We start from the raw sequence: 15,676 nt of genomic DNA, 5'->3' as shown, positions 1-15,676 counted from the left end.
TCGGCGAACTCTTGCGCCTTGGCGCGCAATGGCTGGCCGGGCGCGAAGACCGGGCCGAGTGGAACTACGTCTGGCAAGCTTTGCTGGCGCAGCGCGAGGCCCTGCCCGAAGGGCTGACGTTCGGCGAACTCTTGCGCCTTGGCGCGCAATGGCTGGCCGGGCGCGAAGACCGGGCCGAGTGGAACTACGTCTGGCAAGCTTTGCTGGCGCAGCGCGAGGCCCTGCCCGAAGGGCTGACGTTCGGCGATCTCTTGCGCCTTGGCGCGCAATGGCTGGCCGGGCGCGAAGACCGGGCCGAGTGGGCGCATGTCTGGAATGACTTGCTGGCGCAGCGCGATGCCCTGCCCGAAGGGCTGACGCTTGGTGATCTCTTACGCCTTGGCGCACAATGGCTGGCCGGGCGCGAAGACCGGGCCGAATGGGCGCATGTCTGGCAAGACTTGCTGGCGCAGCGCGATGCCCTGCCGGAGGGGCTGACGCTCAGCGAACTCTTGCGCCTTGGCGCGCAATGGCTGGCCGGGCGCGAAGATACGGAGGAGTGGGGGTTTATCTGTGAAGCACTGCTGGATCAGCAATTTCAGGCGGATGCCTTTATTGAACGGGCCGCCGCATGGTTGAAGCACACCGGCGCCAAGCCCGAGTGGCCGTTGCTGGCCGCCAAGTTCATTGTTGCTGCGCCTCTGCATGCTGCTTCGGCTGAGTTTGCACGGGATCTGGTGGCGCGTATCAAGGCCTGTGCAAACAATTCGCACTGGTTCAAAACGGCCAATCTGGTAGGCGCTTTGCCAACCAAAATCGAGTTTCAATCGGAAGTGCGGGACTGGTTGCAGACCTTGCATGCGCGCAAGGAATTGCCGGCTTGGGCTGAGGCGCGGCGTTGTCGGGATGAAGGGTTGCCGGTCGAGGGGCGAGTAATCGCAGTCCACGATAAGGGAACCACCGTCGAACTGGACATTGGCCTGGTAGCGGTTTGGCCTTCTGATCGCGATGGTATTCAGCGAACTAAGGGACTTGAACGTTCTTTTTTTGTACGGCAACTAGTACCAGACAAGGATCGCGTCATCGTCTGCACTGAAAAACCAGTCACGCTTCAAGTAAATCAGATTTACCAAGGGTGTGTCGTTAAGCAACAGAAGTTTGGTCTGCTTGTCAACGTCGCAGGGCAGACCGGATTACTCCATCAGAGTCATTGTCATGACTGGGCAAGCCTTGCCAGAGCGTTCCCGGTTGGTAGTCAGATTAATGTCGAGATTCTTGCCTTTAACGATAAGGGGCCAGTATTGCGCTATGCCGGCTCAAAACTGAATGCTGAACCTGGCCTGGCAGTTGGGGATATTTACGATGCTTGCGTAACAGGCCTTCAAAATTACGGCGTCTTTCTGCGAGTCGGCGCTTATAGTGGATTGCTTCATATCAGCCAGCTACCGCCCAATACTGATATTCCGAAACAGTATTCGCTTGGTCAACAGCTTGCAGTTCAGGTGATTCATATTCAGGGGGATGGAAAAATTTCATTTGCACTGCCAGCTTCTGCAGCGTAGTGCGCGCAGCCAATGACGGTAGCGAATTGCGCTTTATGTGGATTTGGAATGATGACCCCTTTGCAACACGAAGCGGTCATTGATAACCAGTTGAGTCTACGGCCGCTTTGGCCGAGTTTCTGCCTGTCATTGTAATAAGTGACTAGAGGTTAGTCTCACATGTGACGGTGTTCGTACTTTTCTGATGGTCACTACCGTCTAAAAATTATGTTCTGGGCGCGGGCTGGGGCGTGACTTTACATCTGGGGATGATATTGGCTGATAGCGAAAATGCGCAGTACTGCGACCCACGCCTGATTGCTTTGTACGATGTGTTGAACGCAGGCGATGCAGACTATTTGTTTTATGAGCGCCTGATTGGCCCTCGTCCGGTTTCGGTGGTGGATGTGGGCTGCGGGACGGGGGTGTTTGCCGTGCGGCTGGCCAGGCTGGGCCATCGGGTGTGTGGTATTGATCCGGCAGAGGCCATGCTGTCTGTGGCGCGGTTGCGCGATGGTGGCGACCTGGTGCAGTGGTTGCCGGGTGTTGCTTCTCAGCTGCCGCCTGAAATGAAGTGCGATGTGGCTGTGATGACTGGCCATGCGTTTCAGTGCTTGCTGACGGATGATGTTGTGCAGGATACCTTGCAGGCCATTCGCGCACGGCTGGCACCGGGTGGTAGGTTCATGTTTGAAAGCCGCAATCCGGATTGCGCCCCTTGGCGGCAGTGGTCGCCAGACTGCTCACGGCGCGTCGTGCAGTCCCCAGCGGGGGAGTCGGTGTCGCTGTATCACGCACTGGAGGGAGATCGGTCGGATGGGGAGTTGCTTGCTTTCGCTACGCATTATCACTTTGCGCAATCAGGCACGGAGCTGGTGAGTCGTAGTGTGTTGCGCTTCATGTCACAGGCGCAGATTGCCAGGCATTTGGCACTGGCTGGGTTTGGCCGTGTGGAGTGGTGTGGCGATTGGTCCGGCGCTGCATTGACGCCATCGAGCAGGGAGTTGATTGCGGAGGCTCATTGCCAGTAGCTGCTGCTGGGGCAGGGTGAGGCAACGCTGCTCCTCGATCAGTGTGGGTGCGTCGAGTGAGCATTCCGCCATGGTGCTAGTCCCAAAGCTGTCCCAGATCGCCTGATCTTACTGATTTTGAAGGCTTTCCGAGTCTCTCCGCTCGCACCACCAGATGGATTAACAGTTTTATATTGTTTTCTGTTTTCTCTATATATTTCCATCTGCTTCAAATTCAAGCTGCGACTTTTCCATTGGATGCATTTGCGCATCTTCATCAATTGAAGGGGCTTGATCCATCTGTCATCGCTTCCATCGTGCAGAGGTCTCGCTGGATGGGGCCGTTGGATGTTTTCCCGGCTTGGACTCTTGATGGATGAGATCTTCCCAGGAAGGCATGACTGCGTGTGTATCAGCAAGCCGTGCTAAGATCGCTGGTTTGTTCCCCTTTCCTCAAACCTGACTGAATTAGGTAAACCATAAGGGCTCTGACTTGATTATGAATCATTCCATTATTGGGCGTGCCCTGCTGTTGGGTGCGTTGTTGCTGTCTGGTGTTGCGCATGCTGAAACGGAAGATATTCCTTTGCCGGGTGATGTGCAAAATGCACCAGTCAAGACGATAAAGTCATCGACTCGTCATGAGCGTGCGGGAGGGGTGGAAAAGCGCGCTGGTGCAGAGCGTCGGTTGGCAAAGCACGCCAAACGAAATGGCCATACTCATGCCAAACGCAAAGCCGTGAAGCTGCGCAGGGGTGATGGCGGGGCCGTCAATGTGCATAAGGCCAAAGTTTTGACTAAGCACACTCCAGCCCATTCATCGCATGCCAAGAAATGCAAATCGCATAAACCAAGTAAAAACAATAATATAAATAAGAGCACAAAAAAGAAGAGTAAAAAAATGCACTGAGCCTCTTGCCAATTAGAAGGTAGAACGCTATATTGCAGCCCTTCGCCGGTGTAGCTCAGTTGGTAGAGCACCTGACTTGTAATCAGGGGGTCGCGAGTTCGATTCCTGCCGCCGGCACCAAATACTGCGGGCCTTGTAGAGATACAAGGCCCGTTTTGTTTGCTTCGCAATCGCCATTTTGCTCCGCAAAGCTACCGGGTTGGTCCAACTTTGTCGCCCTTGCGGTTGCGAACATACTGCTCGGTCATCTTCACCGACGAGTGCCCCAGCTGCTTCTGTGCCTGGCGGATGTCACCAGCCGATTCCGCCTTGTCGGTCCCTGCCTTGGCCCGCAAATCGCGAAACTGAAAAGCCAGAATTTCCTTGTTCAGTTCCGGGTTCAGTTCGGCAGCCAAATCTCGCGCTTTCTCAAATCGCCCGCGCAGTCCGCCACGCGTCAACGGTTGGCCGTTTTCCTTCACGATCAGTTTCAGCGAATGGAATTTGTAACCGGCCTTGCTCCGGGCAATGCGAGCGAGCAGGGCGGCTAACTCCCCCTCGATGGAAATGCGCAGCTTCTTCCCGGTTTTCTCCTGGGTCAGCCAGATAGCTCCCTCCTTGATGTCATGCTCGGAAAGGGCGATGGTGTCACTTGGCCGCTGGCCAATCAGGTAAGCCAAGTCCATGGCATCCTTCAAGGCCTGATCCCCGGCGTTGTATACCGCCAGATAAACATTGTCCTCGATGTAAACATCCCGGCCTCGCTCGGAATTACCATCCACCCCGGCGCAAGGGTTGGCCCGGTCGGTATAGCCCCACTGGCGCGCCATGTTCCACATATGGGAGAGCAGGGCTTTCTCGCGATTGGCACCCACCCGCGCTTCCTTGCTGCGGCGGTCCATATACATGCGCACATGCACCGGGTCGATGTCCTCCAGGGGTGCCGGGGTGGGGCTGCAAAAGAAAGCCAACAGGTTTTTCAGCTGGCGCAGGTTTTCTTCCTGGGTCTTGTGTGCCTTGAGCGGAATCACCTCCCGCGCATAGCGCTCGGCCAAGTCCTTGATGGTGGGGCGAGCGCAGGCCGGTATCTTGCTGGCCTCCAGTTCGGCCCATCGTTGCACGGCCAGCACGTAATCAGAGCCCAGCGGCATTTCCTTGCGTGGTTTGCCGCCCAGGTCGAAGTAGTAGTAAATCTTGCCGCTACGCTGCCGGCGGGCGCGCATGCCCTTTGGCAGGTTCAGGTTAACGGTCGGTTTGCGTCCCATTGTTCAGTTCCATTCAGATGGCAGGCTGCCATTTCTGTTTCGATGCCTCACCCGCGCCATGGCCTTCCACCGCCGCGCGGGTCACGATCGGCGTCCCTGCCGGGTTCACCCGGAAAACCACGCCCATGCTGCGCAGCGCTTCCACCTGCTTGCGCTTGATGGTGTAGCCAGTCAGTTGCGCCACCTCCTCGGTGGTCAGGAATAAGGGCGTCATTACTCACATCCTTGTTTCAGTTGATCCCAGCGCTCATACATCGCGTGGTACCGGTTATCCAACTGCTGGAACTGCTCCAGCTTTTCCTTGTATTTCCATCGGTTGGTCAGGCAGTCACACACCAACACTGCCGCGACCGTTGCCTTGCGTCGGCACTCGCCAATCTCCTCAAACACCATCGCCATCAGCGCCCGGCGGTCCGGGCCAAACTCTTGCTGTTGCATGCTCACCCCCTGCCGCCAGTGCGGCTGATGCTGTTCACGGATGCCGTCCACTGGTCAGCCGCGGCTGCGGCTGCGGCCAGTTGTTCGGCAATGCTCTTGCTGCTGCCGCCTGGTGCTTTCCATGTGCGGCTGGCATTCGGTCGTTCGCGGCGTGGCGGTTTACCCAGCGCAGCGGCTTTGATGTCGGTGATCTGTTCAACGCCCGGCTGGGCGGCAACTTCGGCAAAGCGTTTGGCTACACGCTTCTGGCTGGCTTTCAGCGCCAGCTTTTGCAGGGTGGCGGCGCGGACCTGCTGGGCCTCGATGCAGGCTTCTTTCACCCAGGCATTTACCGATGCCATGAAGCCGGTAAGGTCTGCATCGCGTGCCTGACGGATGCGGCGCAGTACCGCTTCACCATTGGCCATGCGCCAACGCTCCTTGTCCTGGCGCTCTTTCAGCTGTGCTGGCGGCAGGTAGCTGTCATCTATCGGGCGGATGGCGGCGGCGCAGTCGGAAGCGTCCATTTCTTCCATCCACCGCAGGTGGTCTTCCTCGGTGGCCTCCGGCGCGGTATTGGCCGGGATTTGCAATTCCGTAGAGTTATTGACACCAGTCCAAGGGGCGCTGTCGCGCCCTGACACCGTCTCGCCGCGTTTGATGGTCCATTCATGCATACGTGTTACCGCCAATTGGCCGCTGGAAACCTCAACAACACCAAAAGCCCGGCGCTGGCCCGGCTCGCCGTAGCGGTTGGTTGCCGGCGCGCTGTCCTTGGCCATTTGCAAGGGCATGTCGGCGCGGCGCATTTCGTGGCCACCCATCACCTCGACAAAGCGCCGCCAGTTACCGGTATCGGCCGCACTGGCCGCCAGCATCAGCACGTCTTCGGCACCTTGCTGCTGGTAGTCGAAACGGCGCAGCTCGCGCCACACGCCCACCGGCGGGCCACCCACCTGCTGGAACTGGCGAATACCCCACGTTGCTGCCCAGGCATCCACCCGCTGGGCTGTCAGCCGGGCATCGCGCCCCTTGGCATCCTCGGCGGTCTCGTAGTCCTCGCCCACGCTGTGGCCGTCCTGGCGCGCGCCGTCGATGTTCTTGCTGATGTACTTGGCGATGTAACCGGCGGCAGTCCCTTTACTCCAGTCAATCGCCTTGAAATGCACCCGCGCAGAAACCTGCTGCCACACGCCACGGCCCGGCCTGCTCCAGAAACCGGCCTCGGTCTGAATGGCGGCGGCAATATCGGTCAGCGTGCCAGCCTGGCCCGCGTCCTTGCGCTGCCTGGCCACGGCGCGGGCCTCGGCCTTGGTCTGCACATAGTCCAGCCCCAGTTCCTCGCGGCATTCGCGCACGGCATAGCGGGCAACAATGCTGCGGAAACCGGCTACATGGTCCGGGTGCATGAAGAACAGGCCGTGATAGTGAGGGGTGCCGTCGTGGTGTGGCTCTGCCACGCGAAAACCGAAAATCTTGATCCCGGCCCGGTCCAGCGCCGCCATGATTCGGCCCCATACCCCGCCCAGGTACTGGGCTGCATCACGCGGGGTGCTGTGGCCGTCGTAGTTGGGGTTCTTGCTGCCGGACTTGGCGCGGAAGGGGTGGAAATGGCTGGGCGCGGTTACGGTAATGAACTCCCCGGCATAGCCCAGCCCCACGGCGATATGCTCGAACCCGGCAATGCGCACCATCAGTTCGGCGCGGCGGATGGCCGGGTTGGCCATGCCCATGTCTGCTACGTCCGCCAGCGTGAACGACTCGCCCAGCTCGTTGATGGCGGTCAGCGCCTCCAGCAAGGCACGGTTGCGGCGCTTTTGCATCTGGCGGCGTTGCACGCTGTCGTGGCTGCAATACAAGGCACGGTGACGCTGCACCAGCCCCAGCGAGATGGACAGCGCCTCCACTCTGCGGCCATTCACCCGGCGCAGGTTACGCCGCCACCACAGGCTGCAGGCCGCGCGGCGGGCAATGCCGTCATCCGTCCGCCCGTCAGGCAGGGGCAGGCCGTAGCGCTGGAAAAAGGCCTCCAGTCGGCCCCGGTCCGCCCCATCCAGTAGCAGGCGGTCCGCCTCTGCCGCCCGCGCCTTGGCAAAGTCCACCAGATCCACTTCACTGGCGCTCATGGCCAGCGCCTCCGCCGGAAACAGCTCCACCAGTCGCGCCGCCCAGGCATTGGCTGTGTCATGGCGCTGGTCGACAGGCTCCCAGAAGCAACCGCGCTTGGACTTGTCATTGCGCATGGCCAGCCAGGTGCGGCGGATGGCCCGCGCCAGATGACGGGGAAAGTGGCCAAAGTAATGCCGCGCCTGGCTGTCCGGCAGCCATGTGGCATTCGGCAGCAAGGGGTACTTGATGGCCTGCAAATCATCGTGGCGTAACACGCCCTGCATCAGCGCCTGTTGCATCACGCCACCCTCTGCGCCGGTAGGTTCTCAGCCGCTGCCACGGTGGGCGTAGCCGGTACCGCACCCGCCTGCAGGCGATGGCTGGCCCAGCGCGACAGCGCCACCGTCTCCGCCAGCTCGTGATACAGCCGCCCGGCGGCAATCTGCGCCAGCGCCATATTGCTGGCCTTGATGCCATGCAACACCAACTGGGTGTCGATGGTGGCCAGCAGCGGCACCAGGCTGTGCAGAGCCGCGCCCAGCTGCGCTATCGCCTCCAGCTGATGCGGGCGCAATACCTGGGCCTGCAAGGCTGCCGTACTGTGCAGCGCTGGCGATGCCGGTGGCCGGGCTGCTGTCAGACTCTCCGGCTGTGTTGCTTGCCGGGCCGCCACCTGCTGCGCCAGCGCCTGCTTGGCCAGCTGAAACTGTGCATAACCGTCCATGTCACGCTCCCGTCGGCAAAAACAGCTGCAACAGCACCAGCGCCAGCAACAGCAGCGCCACCCAGCCCAGCGCCTGCCATTCCCCACTTGCTGTGGGCGACGGCGGCGCAGGCTGCGGTGCCGGGCTGTAGCAGCGGCTTCCATCGTGTAAATCCACTCGGCGTAAGGACATGGCAAGGCCTCCTCGGTTTTTTGGACGTAGCAGGGCCCCGTGGGCCGCGCAGGCTCACTTTGAAAAGGGGCGGGTTGTTAGCGGTGGTGTGGCTTAGTCGATACCCAACTGCAGCTGCTTATCAGGTTCGCTGCGGCGTTGTGCGCGATGCATGTTGAAAGCGCGCTGGCGCTCTGCCGCCGGGGACATCGGCAGCTTCGCCCTGTGCATGTCTGGCGGCAGCAGGCCATCTGCCAGTCTGGAAGTCCATTCAATCCAGCCGTGCAGCTGCACACCACATACCTTGCACTGGGCATACACCTCGCGGGTGGCGGCGGACTGGGCGCGACTGGTACGGGTAATCAGCGCGGACTCGCCGCAGGCCGGGCAGGTGGGGGCGGTCATTGCACAGCCTCCTTGCAAAACACCTGAAAGGTGAGGTGGTTCATCTGGGTGACTTTGGTGCAAATGCCGTGGCGTACCGCCTCCAGCCGCTGGCGTTCCTTCGGGTCCACCTCGCCATCGCGGGTGGCCTCGCGCCACTCGCGCGCCAGCTTGCCCACCTGGTCTACCAGCTCCATGTAAACGGTGTGGATCTCCTCCACGTCCACGCCATCTACGGCAGGCAAGGGGATGAACACCCCGCCGGACTCCGCCGCTACCGCCTCTGCAAACAGGGTAGTGCTGCTAAAGGCCTGCATCTGCAAGGCCTCGTGCACATCCACCCGCTGGCCCTTGCGCTCGTACACGCGGTTTTCCAGGCCGTCTTTACTCAGGCCCATGGCGGCGGCCATGGCCGCCCAGCCGCCCGGCATGGCGCGGCACATCTGCTGAAAGCAGTGGCGAAGATCATCCATTTCCGATTTACCTGTGTGACACAATGCGAAACGATCAGGCTTTTGCATCAAGCCAGTGCGACAACTGCGCCAGCGCCAGCCCGCGCTGCATCGCGCTACTGCACTTGGCGAAGTACTTGGCCACATGGGGCAGGGCCTGCCGCCGGTGGCGTTGCACGTATTTGAGGGCGTACTGCATGGTGTGGGCGTGGTTCACCGGAAATCCTCCTGAGTGGTGGTGTTGCGTGGGGTGGTCATGGACTACAGTGGATCAAGCCACTGCCGCGCCTTCTGCCGGGCTGACATAGCGGGTGGACGGGTGGCACACCTTCTCCAGCCACACCGGCAGGCCGGCAAGGTAAATCTCGCGCGACAGCGCGCCATGGGTAATGCCGTAATCTCTCGCCAGGCTGTCCAGCTGTGCGCGCTCTGCCGGCAACAGCCGCATGGCAATCTGACGGTGATCGACGCCCGCCGGTGCGCGGCGACGTGCTTCTTTGCTGACGGACATGAATACCTCCGTGTAGGATGTTTCTCTGTGTGTGATACAAGCAAATTCTTTCCTCGAAAGCTAGGAAAGTCAAACGTGAGTACCTATGAAATTAGGCATTGGTGACCGCCTCAGAGAAGAGAGAAATCGCCTTGGTTTGAACCAGACAGAGGCGGCAAAGGCAGCTGGGATAGGGTTTTCGACGTACCAGACCTATGAAGCTGGCGAGCGATGTCCGAATGCTGAGGCGCTGGCCAGTTGGGCAGGCTCAGGCTTTGACATCCTGTACGTAGTGACAGGTACACGAAACAACAGCGCACTCAGTGGCGAGCAAACCGCGCTGCTTGGCCTGTATGGCCAGATCGACGAAAGGCTGCGCCCGGCCGTACAGGCCAGCTTGCAAGCATTGGCACAGACCAAGCTCTGATTCGCACTCTCGCCTGAAACACCAAAAGCCCAGCCATGTAGCTGGGCTTTTTGACTGTGTTACACAACCGAACCGCATGGCACTTTGCTCCAAACCAATACAGGAGCCATGCCATGGAATTACGCTTTCGCTACCGCAAACCGAACGGTGAGGAAGTGGATGCCGTTCTCATCAACTGGCGTGAAGACGGACGCTATTTGCTGGGGTTCAATCCGGAGGCAGGCCAGCCACGTACCTACCGTAAGGACCGGGTGGTGGCCTACCAGGAGGGTTGCGAGCACGCATTGCGGCAGCCGTTTGTGCCACCGCCACCGGTGGTGCAACACGCGCCACGTCGGCCTGAAATCCTGTTTACCGGCTTTGCTGCGGCACAACGCAGGCAGCTGGAATCCTATGCGCTTGCGTCTGGTTTTCAGGTGGTGAAGTCGCCAACCCAACAGCTGGATTATCTGTGCTGCGGCCCCAATGCGGGGCCAACTAAAGTTGAAAAAGCCAGATTGTCAGGAGCATGGATTCTCAGTGAGCATGACTTGTCTGTCCTGATCGAAACTGGAGAGTTGCAAGACAAAGTAGAATAAATGTATTGCCAGTTTTAGGTTAATTTACACATAAGCAGTCAGCTTACCTTGAGCTGTATTTCTTTATAATAATGAAACTGAAAATTAAATTCATAGAAAAATGAAATTAATTTCAATGGGTGCTGTTTGAGGCGGTGAGTATTGTTGCTACAATTCCTCCAATTCCGATAAGAATCGTAACGAGTTGTAATATTATTTGCGCGCCTATTTTTAGTTGGTGTTTTCTGTTCCTGAAATCAAGAAATTTTAGTTTCAGTCGAAATAAGTATAGTGATTTTGTGTCGCTAGAGATCATGCTAGTTGCTAGGCAGTATTTTAAATAAATATTAATGAATTTTTTAATTTTCTTGTTGGTCAAATCTCGAGGATTTTTGTTTATAGCAAGTATTATATCGTCTTCATTTATTTTTTGGAGTTTTGATTTGTATGGAGTAATTAATACCATTATTTTCCCGGTAATGCTTTGTGAGAATATTAAAGTTGCGCCCTCTTCGGTTGCATGCTCGGCACTGTTTAATGGCTCTCCTCTTTCGATATTATGCCAAACCCCAAGGCTGTGTTGGCCAGAGGTGATCTGCGCCGAATTCATGATATTGAATCGGTATAGATAATGTTTGAAGTATTTTTCATCGTTCTTTTTGGATGTTATCAGGTAAAATGAAAGTGATTGTGCTTTGTTCTTGAGTTGTTCAGAGAATATTGCACTTAAACGATCTTCAAATAAAGGCCATGCAGCCCTCCTGCAGTATCCTGCGTTTTTGTGATTTTTAAATGCAGCTTCAATTTTTTCAATATGTATCATCAGGGTATGCGAAAGTTATTGGTTGCAATTTTTAATGTGAGCAAAGATTGCAGAGCATAGCTCTATTATTTCATCAGTAATTTCCCAGTCATGAGTATTCATGATATGTGTAGCAATTGTGCAGAACTTCACTTTATCTTTAACGGTGCCGCTGGGTTCGCCGAAAAAGTATATTTCTTCTCCCTTTTTTCTTAAGCCAAGCGTCTTGTCTATCCAGTAGCCAAGGCCTTTTTTTGTATCTTTGTTATATTCTTCGTACTTGAGATTTTCTATTAAATCGATCTGTACTTCTTCTTTTCCATGTTTTGATTTAAATAATTGCTTGACGGTGCTCAATATAATTGATAATGGCAAGGTGTTTTCAATTTCTTTTCCGTTTGTTATGTAGTGCCTGTCTGGCAGTTGTCTGGCAATTTCTTTCGCCCGTTCTCCTTTGGTGCGGATATCTCCATCTGCAATAAGAAATGCGGATGCGCATGTTTTCAGTGCATTTAGACCGTTATTGTTATTGCTGTCTACATTTTTTTGGTCAAACACCCAATGGCCAAGCGTCCCACCTTGGTATTCTATAAATGTGTAGTGATAGTTTTGTTTGAAGTTGATGTATTTATCATATAGATTTTTATCAGTAGTTTTGAGATAATCTAGATATTTTCTAATATAAGCATTTAGATAGAGACGGTCTGTAATGCCTTCAACCCAGATGGTGCTATTGCTGAGATATACGGAAGAAGGTCTTACACCAAGTTCGCAAAGAAGGGCATTATCCTTTGATGCGTCTTCTATTTTGAAAGTCGCTCCTTATAATTCAACCTCTTTCCGTAATTTGAATATTGAAATTCCGCTGTCTTCTTCTGATAAATCAAGAAGGTGATTTGAATGAGTAGTTATGAAGTACTGATGACTGGTATGATTTGATAAAAAATTTATCAATGTTCTTAGCATTCCTGGGTGAAGATGAGTTTCTGGCTCTTCAATGTAAAACAAACTACTATCCCTATTTAGGAATGCAGATGATGTGATGATGATTATTTGCTGTAGTCCGTCACCTAATTGGTAAATTGGAAATTGATCTTCGTCTCCAATTTTTACGGCTAGTGTGTCCTTGCCGTATTCTGGAATGATAGTGACTTCCTTATGCTCGAAGAAGTGATCGGAAAGGAGTTTTTCATATTGTTTGACAAGTGCTCTTTGTTGCGGAGTTCCAAGTAAGTTTCTTTGGAATAGCTCGTATAGATCCAGCCCTGTTATTATTCTTTTTTCGTCTGTGTTTGCGTCAAAGTAGTCTTTGTACGTTCTGGATTTTAACAAATCACTACCTGCCGCTTCACCTATTGGCCTCAATCCTCTTAGCGTCGGAATGTAGAATGACTTATGCAAGGTGGCTTGATCATTAATAGGGTGCAGAGATGCCATGTGTTTTTGAAATATTTGTTTGCATATCATCCAGTTTTGAGTGGCTTGATTTCCACTTTTTGATGTTGCGCTATTAAGTGATTTAGTGAATTCGTTAAACTGTTCAAATCTTTTATTGTTTACGGAAATTGTGTTTAATTGATCATTTAGTAGACTTGCTAGGTATGATTTGTTTATTCCGTCAATTTCCCCGTTTATTGTTGATAATATTTCTTCGATAAATTCTTTGTGTGGGCTTTTGGTTTTTTCAGATAGCGTTATTAATGCATCCTTGGTTGAACTGAATAGGTATCGAATAAATCTACTCTTTCCGGTGTTATTTTGCCCGATGAATAAGTTAACTTTTTTGCATGGGATGTATGGGTTGTCATTAATATTATATTCAGAATCGTAGTTGCTGGCTGATGTTGTCCAAATTGCTTTGTAAAGTATATTTTTCATTTGAATGATCTTTATTGGTTATTTTTTTGACTATTGGAAAAATAATATCCAATCACACTGCCTAATAGCGTGGTGCAAAAAGTCAGCACTTCGTGAAAGTAAGGGCTGCCAGTGAAGCCGAACAGGAGAATCAGGAACAAGGAGCCGAATACCAGGCTGATGGACAGCAGGGGTTGGGTGCGGTGGGTCATGCGGTAGGTCATGGTGTCGGTTTTGCCGAGTCCACCGCAGGTGCCGCAGGCCAGCCCGTGGTATGGGCCTTTCTTCAGTTCGTTTTTCTTCTCGCATACCATGCAGCTGGCACCATCTGGCCCGCTGTTGCAGGTGCCGGTGCCCTTGCAATGCGCACACGCGTGCAGGGTATGGTGGCTGGGGTCCAGATCGTCCATTGTCATCCTTATGGCTTGTTCAGACATGCATTATTGATGACAATGTTATTGCAGCAATTGCTTAATTACCATACGGTCCGCTGATTTCTTCAATTTTCATTTCCAGCTTAGGAGGGTCAGGATTGACCACCATTGCAGAGGTAACACCGGCCATTGTGGCCTTGTGGTTGGAGAGGCCGCCGGCGCAACGCCGGCGGGTTGATGTTCAGAGTTTTATCAATGCATTGCAGCAGAGCCATCCGCACTTATTGCAGCCGCTCAAGCGTGGGCGAGGGCGGCCGCTTTACGACCCGATGATGTTGCTGCTGGCGGCACATTTTTCCGCATAGTCCCACGCTGTCATTGCCGCGGCGCAGATCTCGCGTGGACCGCAAATCAGCAGGATGTCTGCCGGGCGGGCGTCCGGGCTGGTGAGTTGGTGTAGGGCGGCGTTGAAGGCGGCTTGCAGGGTGGGGCTGCCATTCAGGCTGATGTGGCTGACGATTTTGGCGGCCTCGAACCAGTTGTGGCAGTAGTCCGGGTGGTGAAACCACGGCGCGTCGCGGCTGCTGGCCGGTATCTGCCAAAAGTAGCTGGCGATGGCTTCGTTCAGGGCTTCGTCTGTCAGTGCAAGGTGGGTAGCAAGGGACATGGCGCGGGCTTTCCGGGTAAAGCCTTACTGTAGGACGCGTGGCGGGGTGTGAGGTCGCAGGGTGGTTGTGTGCGGTGGTGGTACAAACAGAAAGCGCCCGGGTGGGGCGCTTTTTTATTGCTTGCATGGTGATGTAGCTGGATTAAAAATATGCATAAGTGTTATATTTTTTTGGAATTTAATGTTATTGGGGTTGTGTATGTTTCGCTCTAGATTTTGGTTGTTGGCAGGGGTATCTGCATTGTCAGCCAGCCTTGCTGGTTGTGCTGTGACAATACCTGTACAAGCAGGTCCAAACGGTCAGCCGGCTAAAACAGTGTTTGGTGATAGCCAGGGTTTGATCTATCAGGAGGCATCCAGGCAGTGCCCGCATGGCTACAACATTATCAACTCTGAACCTGGCAGCTTCATGTTGCGTGCGTCCATGACTATCCAGTGTAAACAGCCTGTGGTCGTCATGCAGGAGCAGCCTGCTTCTGTATCAGCCTGTCCTCCCGGTTATCGTTGCACACCGGTCAAGCCGGTGGCATGTCCTCCTGGCTATACTTGCCAGCCACAGGATTAAGCTGCGTTTCTTGAATGGCTCAAGCGCCCAACTAGGCGCTTTTGTTTTGTAAGGTGGCCTGGTCTATTCAGAAGTCCAGCTGCTCCAGCGTCAGTCCCAGCGTGTTGGCAATGTGCTGCAGACTGTCCGGACTCGGCTTGTCGCTGCTTTCCTGCTGGCTGTAGGCCGATTGGGATATTTCCAGACGCGCAGCCACGCCTGCCTGGCTGATGCCCAGGTGTTCACGCCAGGCTTTTGCCGGGGTAGCCCCCTCGACCACGGCCTGCATGACAGCGTGGGGTAGTGTGCTGTTGTACGGTGACATGGCTGGCCGCTCAGCCGATGAAGGTGGCCGGGCTGACGCCAAAGCGCTGGGACAGGACTTTAACCTGGCGCAGATTGAGTTCGCGTTTGCCGGTGAGGATTTCGGATAGCACGCCCTGGCTGCCGATTTCCGGCAAGTCGCCCTGGCGCAGGCCGTGTTCCTGCATCAGATAACGCAGGGCATCCACGCCGCTGGCTTCCGGCTGCGGGTGGTGCTGGGCTTCGTAGTCGTGTACCAGGTCGCCCACCAGTTCGCTCAGCTCCCACAGCGGGTGCTGGTCGTCACCTTCGGTGCTTTCCCACAGGGCGTCCAGCAGTTCGCACATGCGGTCGTAGTGTGCTGCATCGCGGATGGGGCGGATGTCGGTAGCCTGGCTAAATGCCTGCCATGCAGGCAGCAGGGTGGCTGCATCAATTCGGGCATTCATGATTTCCAGTCTCCTTTGTCGTACTGGGTGTGGGTGAGTACGGCTTTTACATAAACCAGCTGGCGGGGAAACTGCACATACGCCACCAGGCGGTATTTGTTGCCACCGATATTGAACACCATCAGTTCGCCTACCTTGTCCACACTATTGAATGCCTGCTTGAGCGCGGAAAAATGCTCGAAGGCATTCTTTTCAATAATGCGCCGCCAGTCTTGCAAGGGCTGGTCTGCGGTAGGGTGGATGGCAGAAAATTCGCGCAAGGCACGATTGCTGATGAGTTTCATT

Annotated in this window: 23 protein-coding genes and 1 tRNA gene; 6 read left to right on the top strand and 18 right to left on the bottom strand. The window is 55.1% G+C overall.

The features are described 5' to 3' along the window. The 4 genes from JHD62_RS12730 to JHD62_RS12715 form a co-directional block, all read left to right on the top strand. Nucleotides 1-1,541, top strand: a 1,541-nt coding sequence (locus JHD62_RS12730) for a S1 RNA-binding domain-containing protein (protein WP_199103218.1), incomplete at its 5' end; no start/stop codon positions are given. Between the two features lie 230 nt (nucleotides 1,542-1,771). After that, nucleotides 1,772-2,551: a class I SAM-dependent methyltransferase gene (locus JHD62_RS12725; RefSeq protein ID WP_199103217.1), complete on the top strand. Its 780-nt coding sequence runs from the start codon at nucleotides 1,772-1,774 to the stop codon at nucleotides 2,549-2,551. Nucleotides 2,552-3,029: 478 nt separating this feature from the next. Further along, a complete protein-coding gene (locus JHD62_RS12720) occupies nucleotides 3,030-3,440 on the top strand; it encodes a hypothetical protein (RefSeq protein WP_199103216.1) in 411 nt (136 codons plus the stop codon). A gap of 44 nt (nucleotides 3,441-3,484) precedes the next feature. Beyond that, nucleotides 3,485-3,560 (top strand) — tRNA-Thr (locus JHD62_RS12715). Between the two features lie 71 nt (nucleotides 3,561-3,631). Here the strand turns inward: JHD62_RS12715 and JHD62_RS12710 are convergent. From JHD62_RS12710 to JHD62_RS12665, 10 genes are all read right to left on the bottom strand, one after another. Next, a complete protein-coding gene (locus JHD62_RS12710) occupies nucleotides 3,632-4,684 on the bottom strand; it encodes a tyrosine-type recombinase/integrase (protein ID WP_199103215.1) in 1,053 nt (350 codons plus the stop codon). A 13-nt stretch (nucleotides 4,685-4,697) separates the two neighbouring features. Next, nucleotides 4,698-4,898, bottom strand: coding sequence for a DUF4224 domain-containing protein (locus tag JHD62_RS12705; RefSeq protein WP_199103214.1), 201 nt, complete (start codon nucleotides 4,896-4,898; stop codon nucleotides 4,698-4,700). Beyond that, the gene (locus JHD62_RS12700) at nucleotides 4,898-5,122 is read right to left on the bottom strand and encodes a hypothetical protein (protein ID WP_199103213.1); all 225 of its coding nucleotides are present in this window, start codon (nucleotides 5,120-5,122) and stop codon (nucleotides 4,898-4,900) included. Before JHD62_RS12700 ends, JHD62_RS12705 begins: the two co-directional genes overlap by 1 nt. Nucleotides 5,123-5,124: 2 nt before the next feature. Beyond that, entirely contained in the window at nucleotides 5,125-7,509 is a 2,385-nt protein-coding gene (locus JHD62_RS12695; protein WP_199103212.1) for a replication endonuclease, read from the bottom strand. Continuing rightward, nucleotides 7,509-7,934 carry a hypothetical protein gene (locus JHD62_RS12690; protein WP_199103211.1) on the bottom strand — a complete coding sequence of 142 codons (426 nt, stop codon included), beginning with the start codon at nucleotides 7,932-7,934 and terminating at the stop codon, nucleotides 7,509-7,511. The genes JHD62_RS12695 and JHD62_RS12690 overlap by 1 nt, the downstream gene beginning before the upstream one ends. 1 nt (nucleotide 7,935) lies before the next feature. Next, a complete protein-coding gene (locus tag JHD62_RS12685; protein ID WP_199103210.1) occupies nucleotides 7,936-8,106 on the bottom strand; it encodes a hypothetical protein in 171 nt (56 codons plus the stop codon). Between the two features lie 93 nt (nucleotides 8,107-8,199). Beyond that, nucleotides 8,200-8,490, bottom strand: coding sequence for an ogr/Delta-like zinc finger family protein (locus tag JHD62_RS12680; RefSeq protein WP_199103209.1), 291 nt, complete (start codon nucleotides 8,488-8,490; stop codon nucleotides 8,200-8,202). After that, a complete protein-coding gene (locus JHD62_RS12675) occupies nucleotides 8,487-8,942 on the bottom strand; it encodes a YmfL family putative regulatory protein (RefSeq protein WP_199103208.1) in 456 nt (151 codons plus the stop codon). The genes JHD62_RS12680 and JHD62_RS12675 overlap by 4 nt, the downstream gene beginning before the upstream one ends. Before the next feature lie 34 nt (nucleotides 8,943-8,976). Next, nucleotides 8,977-9,138, bottom strand: a complete 162-nt coding sequence (locus JHD62_RS12670; protein ID WP_199103207.1) for a hypothetical protein — start codon at nucleotides 9,136-9,138, stop codon at nucleotides 8,977-8,979. 54 nt (nucleotides 9,139-9,192) lie between these two features. After that, a complete protein-coding gene (locus JHD62_RS12665; RefSeq protein WP_199103206.1) occupies nucleotides 9,193-9,432 on the bottom strand; it encodes a hypothetical protein in 240 nt (79 codons plus the stop codon). 85 nt (nucleotides 9,433-9,517) lie between these two features. Between JHD62_RS12665 and JHD62_RS12660 the strand changes: the two genes are divergently transcribed. After that, a complete protein-coding gene (locus JHD62_RS12660; RefSeq protein ID WP_199103205.1) occupies nucleotides 9,518-9,838 on the top strand; it encodes a helix-turn-helix domain-containing protein in 321 nt (106 codons plus the stop codon). Between the two features lie 113 nt (nucleotides 9,839-9,951). Next, nucleotides 9,952-10,416, top strand: a complete 465-nt coding sequence (locus tag JHD62_RS12655) for a BRCT domain-containing protein (protein ID WP_199103204.1) — start codon at nucleotides 9,952-9,954, stop codon at nucleotides 10,414-10,416. Nucleotides 10,417-10,528: 112 nt separating this feature from the next. On the opposite strand, the gene JHD62_RS12650 is transcribed toward JHD62_RS12655, so the two are convergent. From JHD62_RS12650 to JHD62_RS12615, 8 genes are all read right to left on the bottom strand, one after another. Continuing rightward, nucleotides 10,529-11,218: a hypothetical protein gene (locus tag JHD62_RS12650; RefSeq protein ID WP_199103203.1), complete on the bottom strand. Its 690-nt coding sequence runs from the start codon at nucleotides 11,216-11,218 to the stop codon at nucleotides 10,529-10,531. A 15-nt stretch (nucleotides 11,219-11,233) separates the two neighbouring features. After that, nucleotides 11,234-11,755 carry a hypothetical protein gene (locus tag JHD62_RS12645; RefSeq protein ID WP_199103202.1) on the bottom strand — a complete coding sequence of 174 codons (522 nt, stop codon included), beginning with the start codon at nucleotides 11,753-11,755 and terminating at the stop codon, nucleotides 11,234-11,236. A 264-nt stretch (nucleotides 11,756-12,019) separates the two neighbouring features. Beyond that, the gene (locus JHD62_RS12640) at nucleotides 12,020-13,075 is read right to left on the bottom strand and encodes an ATP-binding protein (RefSeq protein ID WP_199103201.1); all 1,056 of its coding nucleotides are present in this window, start codon (nucleotides 13,073-13,075) and stop codon (nucleotides 12,020-12,022) included. Nucleotides 13,076-13,086: 11 nt separating this feature from the next. Continuing rightward, nucleotides 13,087-13,464, bottom strand: coding sequence for a hypothetical protein (locus JHD62_RS12635; protein ID WP_199103200.1), 378 nt, complete (start codon nucleotides 13,462-13,464; stop codon nucleotides 13,087-13,089). A gap of 283 nt (nucleotides 13,465-13,747) precedes the next feature. After that, complete coding sequence (locus JHD62_RS12630; protein WP_199103199.1) at nucleotides 13,748-14,095, bottom strand: hypothetical protein; 348 nt, start codon at nucleotides 14,093-14,095, stop codon at nucleotides 13,748-13,750. A 632-nt stretch (nucleotides 14,096-14,727) separates the two neighbouring features. Continuing rightward, nucleotides 14,728-14,964 (bottom strand): helix-turn-helix domain-containing protein, encoded by a 237-nt coding sequence (locus JHD62_RS12625; RefSeq protein ID WP_199103198.1) that lies wholly within the window; start codon nucleotides 14,962-14,964, stop codon nucleotides 14,728-14,730. A gap of 10 nt (nucleotides 14,965-14,974) precedes the next feature. Continuing rightward, nucleotides 14,975-15,391: a type II toxin-antitoxin system HigA family antitoxin gene (locus JHD62_RS12620; RefSeq protein WP_199103197.1), complete on the bottom strand. Its 417-nt coding sequence runs from the start codon at nucleotides 15,389-15,391 to the stop codon at nucleotides 14,975-14,977. After that, entirely contained in the window at nucleotides 15,388-15,675 is a 288-nt protein-coding gene (locus JHD62_RS12615) for a type II toxin-antitoxin system HigB family toxin (RefSeq protein WP_199103196.1), read from the bottom strand. Before JHD62_RS12615 ends, JHD62_RS12620 begins: the two co-directional genes overlap by 4 nt. Between the last annotated feature and the right edge of the window lies 1 nt (nucleotide 15,676).

The sequence above is a fragment of the Aquitalea sp. ASV11 genome, from assembly GCF_016429185.1.
Classification (GTDB): Bacteria; Pseudomonadota; Gammaproteobacteria; order Burkholderiales; family Chromobacteriaceae; genus Aquitalea; species Aquitalea pelogenes.
The sequence above is the reverse complement of the archived record's forward strand: the minus strand, read 5'-3'. Positions and strand labels throughout refer to the sequence as shown.

Bases quoted from the DNA above. Each gene is read 5' to 3' on its own strand.
- JHD62_RS12615 (WP_199103196.1), bottom strand. From the start codon at position 15,675: ATGAAACTCATCAGCAATCGTGCCTTGCGCGAATTTTCTGCCATCCAC.
- JHD62_RS12655 (WP_199103204.1), top strand. From the start codon at position 9,952: ATGGAATTACGCTTTCGCTACCGCAAACCGAACGGTGAGGAAGTGGAT.
- JHD62_RS12685 (WP_199103210.1), bottom strand. From the start codon at position 8,106: ATGTCCTTACGCCGAGTGGATTTACACGATGGAAGCCGCTGCTACAGC.
- JHD62_RS12705 (WP_199103214.1), bottom strand. From the start codon at position 4,898: ATGACGCCCTTATTCCTGACCACCGAGGAGGTGGCGCAACTGACTGGC.
- JHD62_RS12630 (WP_199103199.1), bottom strand. From the start codon at position 14,095: ATGTCCCTTGCTACCCACCTTGCACTGACAGACGAAGCCCTGAACGAA.
- JHD62_RS12625 (WP_199103198.1), bottom strand. From the start codon at position 14,964: ATGTCACCGTACAACAGCACACTACCCCACGCTGTCATGCAGGCCGTG.
- JHD62_RS12660 (WP_199103205.1), top strand. From the start codon at position 9,518: ATGAAATTAGGCATTGGTGACCGCCTCAGAGAAGAGAGAAATCGCCTT.
- JHD62_RS12620 (WP_199103197.1), bottom strand. From the start codon at position 15,391: ATGAATGCCCGAATTGATGCAGCCACCCTGCTGCCTGCATGGCAGGCA.
- JHD62_RS12635 (WP_199103200.1), bottom strand. From the start codon at position 13,464: ATGGACGATCTGGACCCCAGCCACCATACCCTGCACGCGTGTGCGCAT.
- JHD62_RS12690 (WP_199103211.1), bottom strand. From the start codon at position 7,934: ATGGACGGTTATGCACAGTTTCAGCTGGCCAAGCAGGCGCTGGCGCAG.
- JHD62_RS12675 (WP_199103208.1), bottom strand. From the start codon at position 8,942: ATGGATGATCTTCGCCACTGCTTTCAGCAGATGTGCCGCGCCATGCCG.
- JHD62_RS12640 (WP_199103201.1), bottom strand. From the start codon at position 13,075: ATGAAAAATATACTTTACAAAGCAATTTGGACAACATCAGCCAGCAAC.
- JHD62_RS12700 (WP_199103213.1), bottom strand. From the start codon at position 5,122: ATGCAACAGCAAGAGTTTGGCCCGGACCGCCGGGCGCTGATGGCGATG.
- JHD62_RS12665 (WP_199103206.1), bottom strand. From the start codon at position 9,432: ATGTCCGTCAGCAAAGAAGCACGTCGCCGCGCACCGGCGGGCGTCGAT.
- JHD62_RS12710 (WP_199103215.1), bottom strand. From the start codon at position 4,684: ATGGGACGCAAACCGACCGTTAACCTGAACCTGCCAAAGGGCATGCGC.
- JHD62_RS12680 (WP_199103209.1), bottom strand. From the start codon at position 8,490: ATGACCGCCCCCACCTGCCCGGCCTGCGGCGAGTCCGCGCTGATTACC.
- JHD62_RS12720 (WP_199103216.1), top strand. From the start codon at position 3,030: ATGAATCATTCCATTATTGGGCGTGCCCTGCTGTTGGGTGCGTTGTTG.
- JHD62_RS12650 (WP_199103203.1), bottom strand. From the start codon at position 11,218: ATGATACATATTGAAAAAATTGAAGCTGCATTTAAAAATCACAAAAAC.
- JHD62_RS12695 (WP_199103212.1), bottom strand. From the start codon at position 7,509: ATGCAACAGGCGCTGATGCAGGGCGTGTTACGCCACGATGATTTGCAG.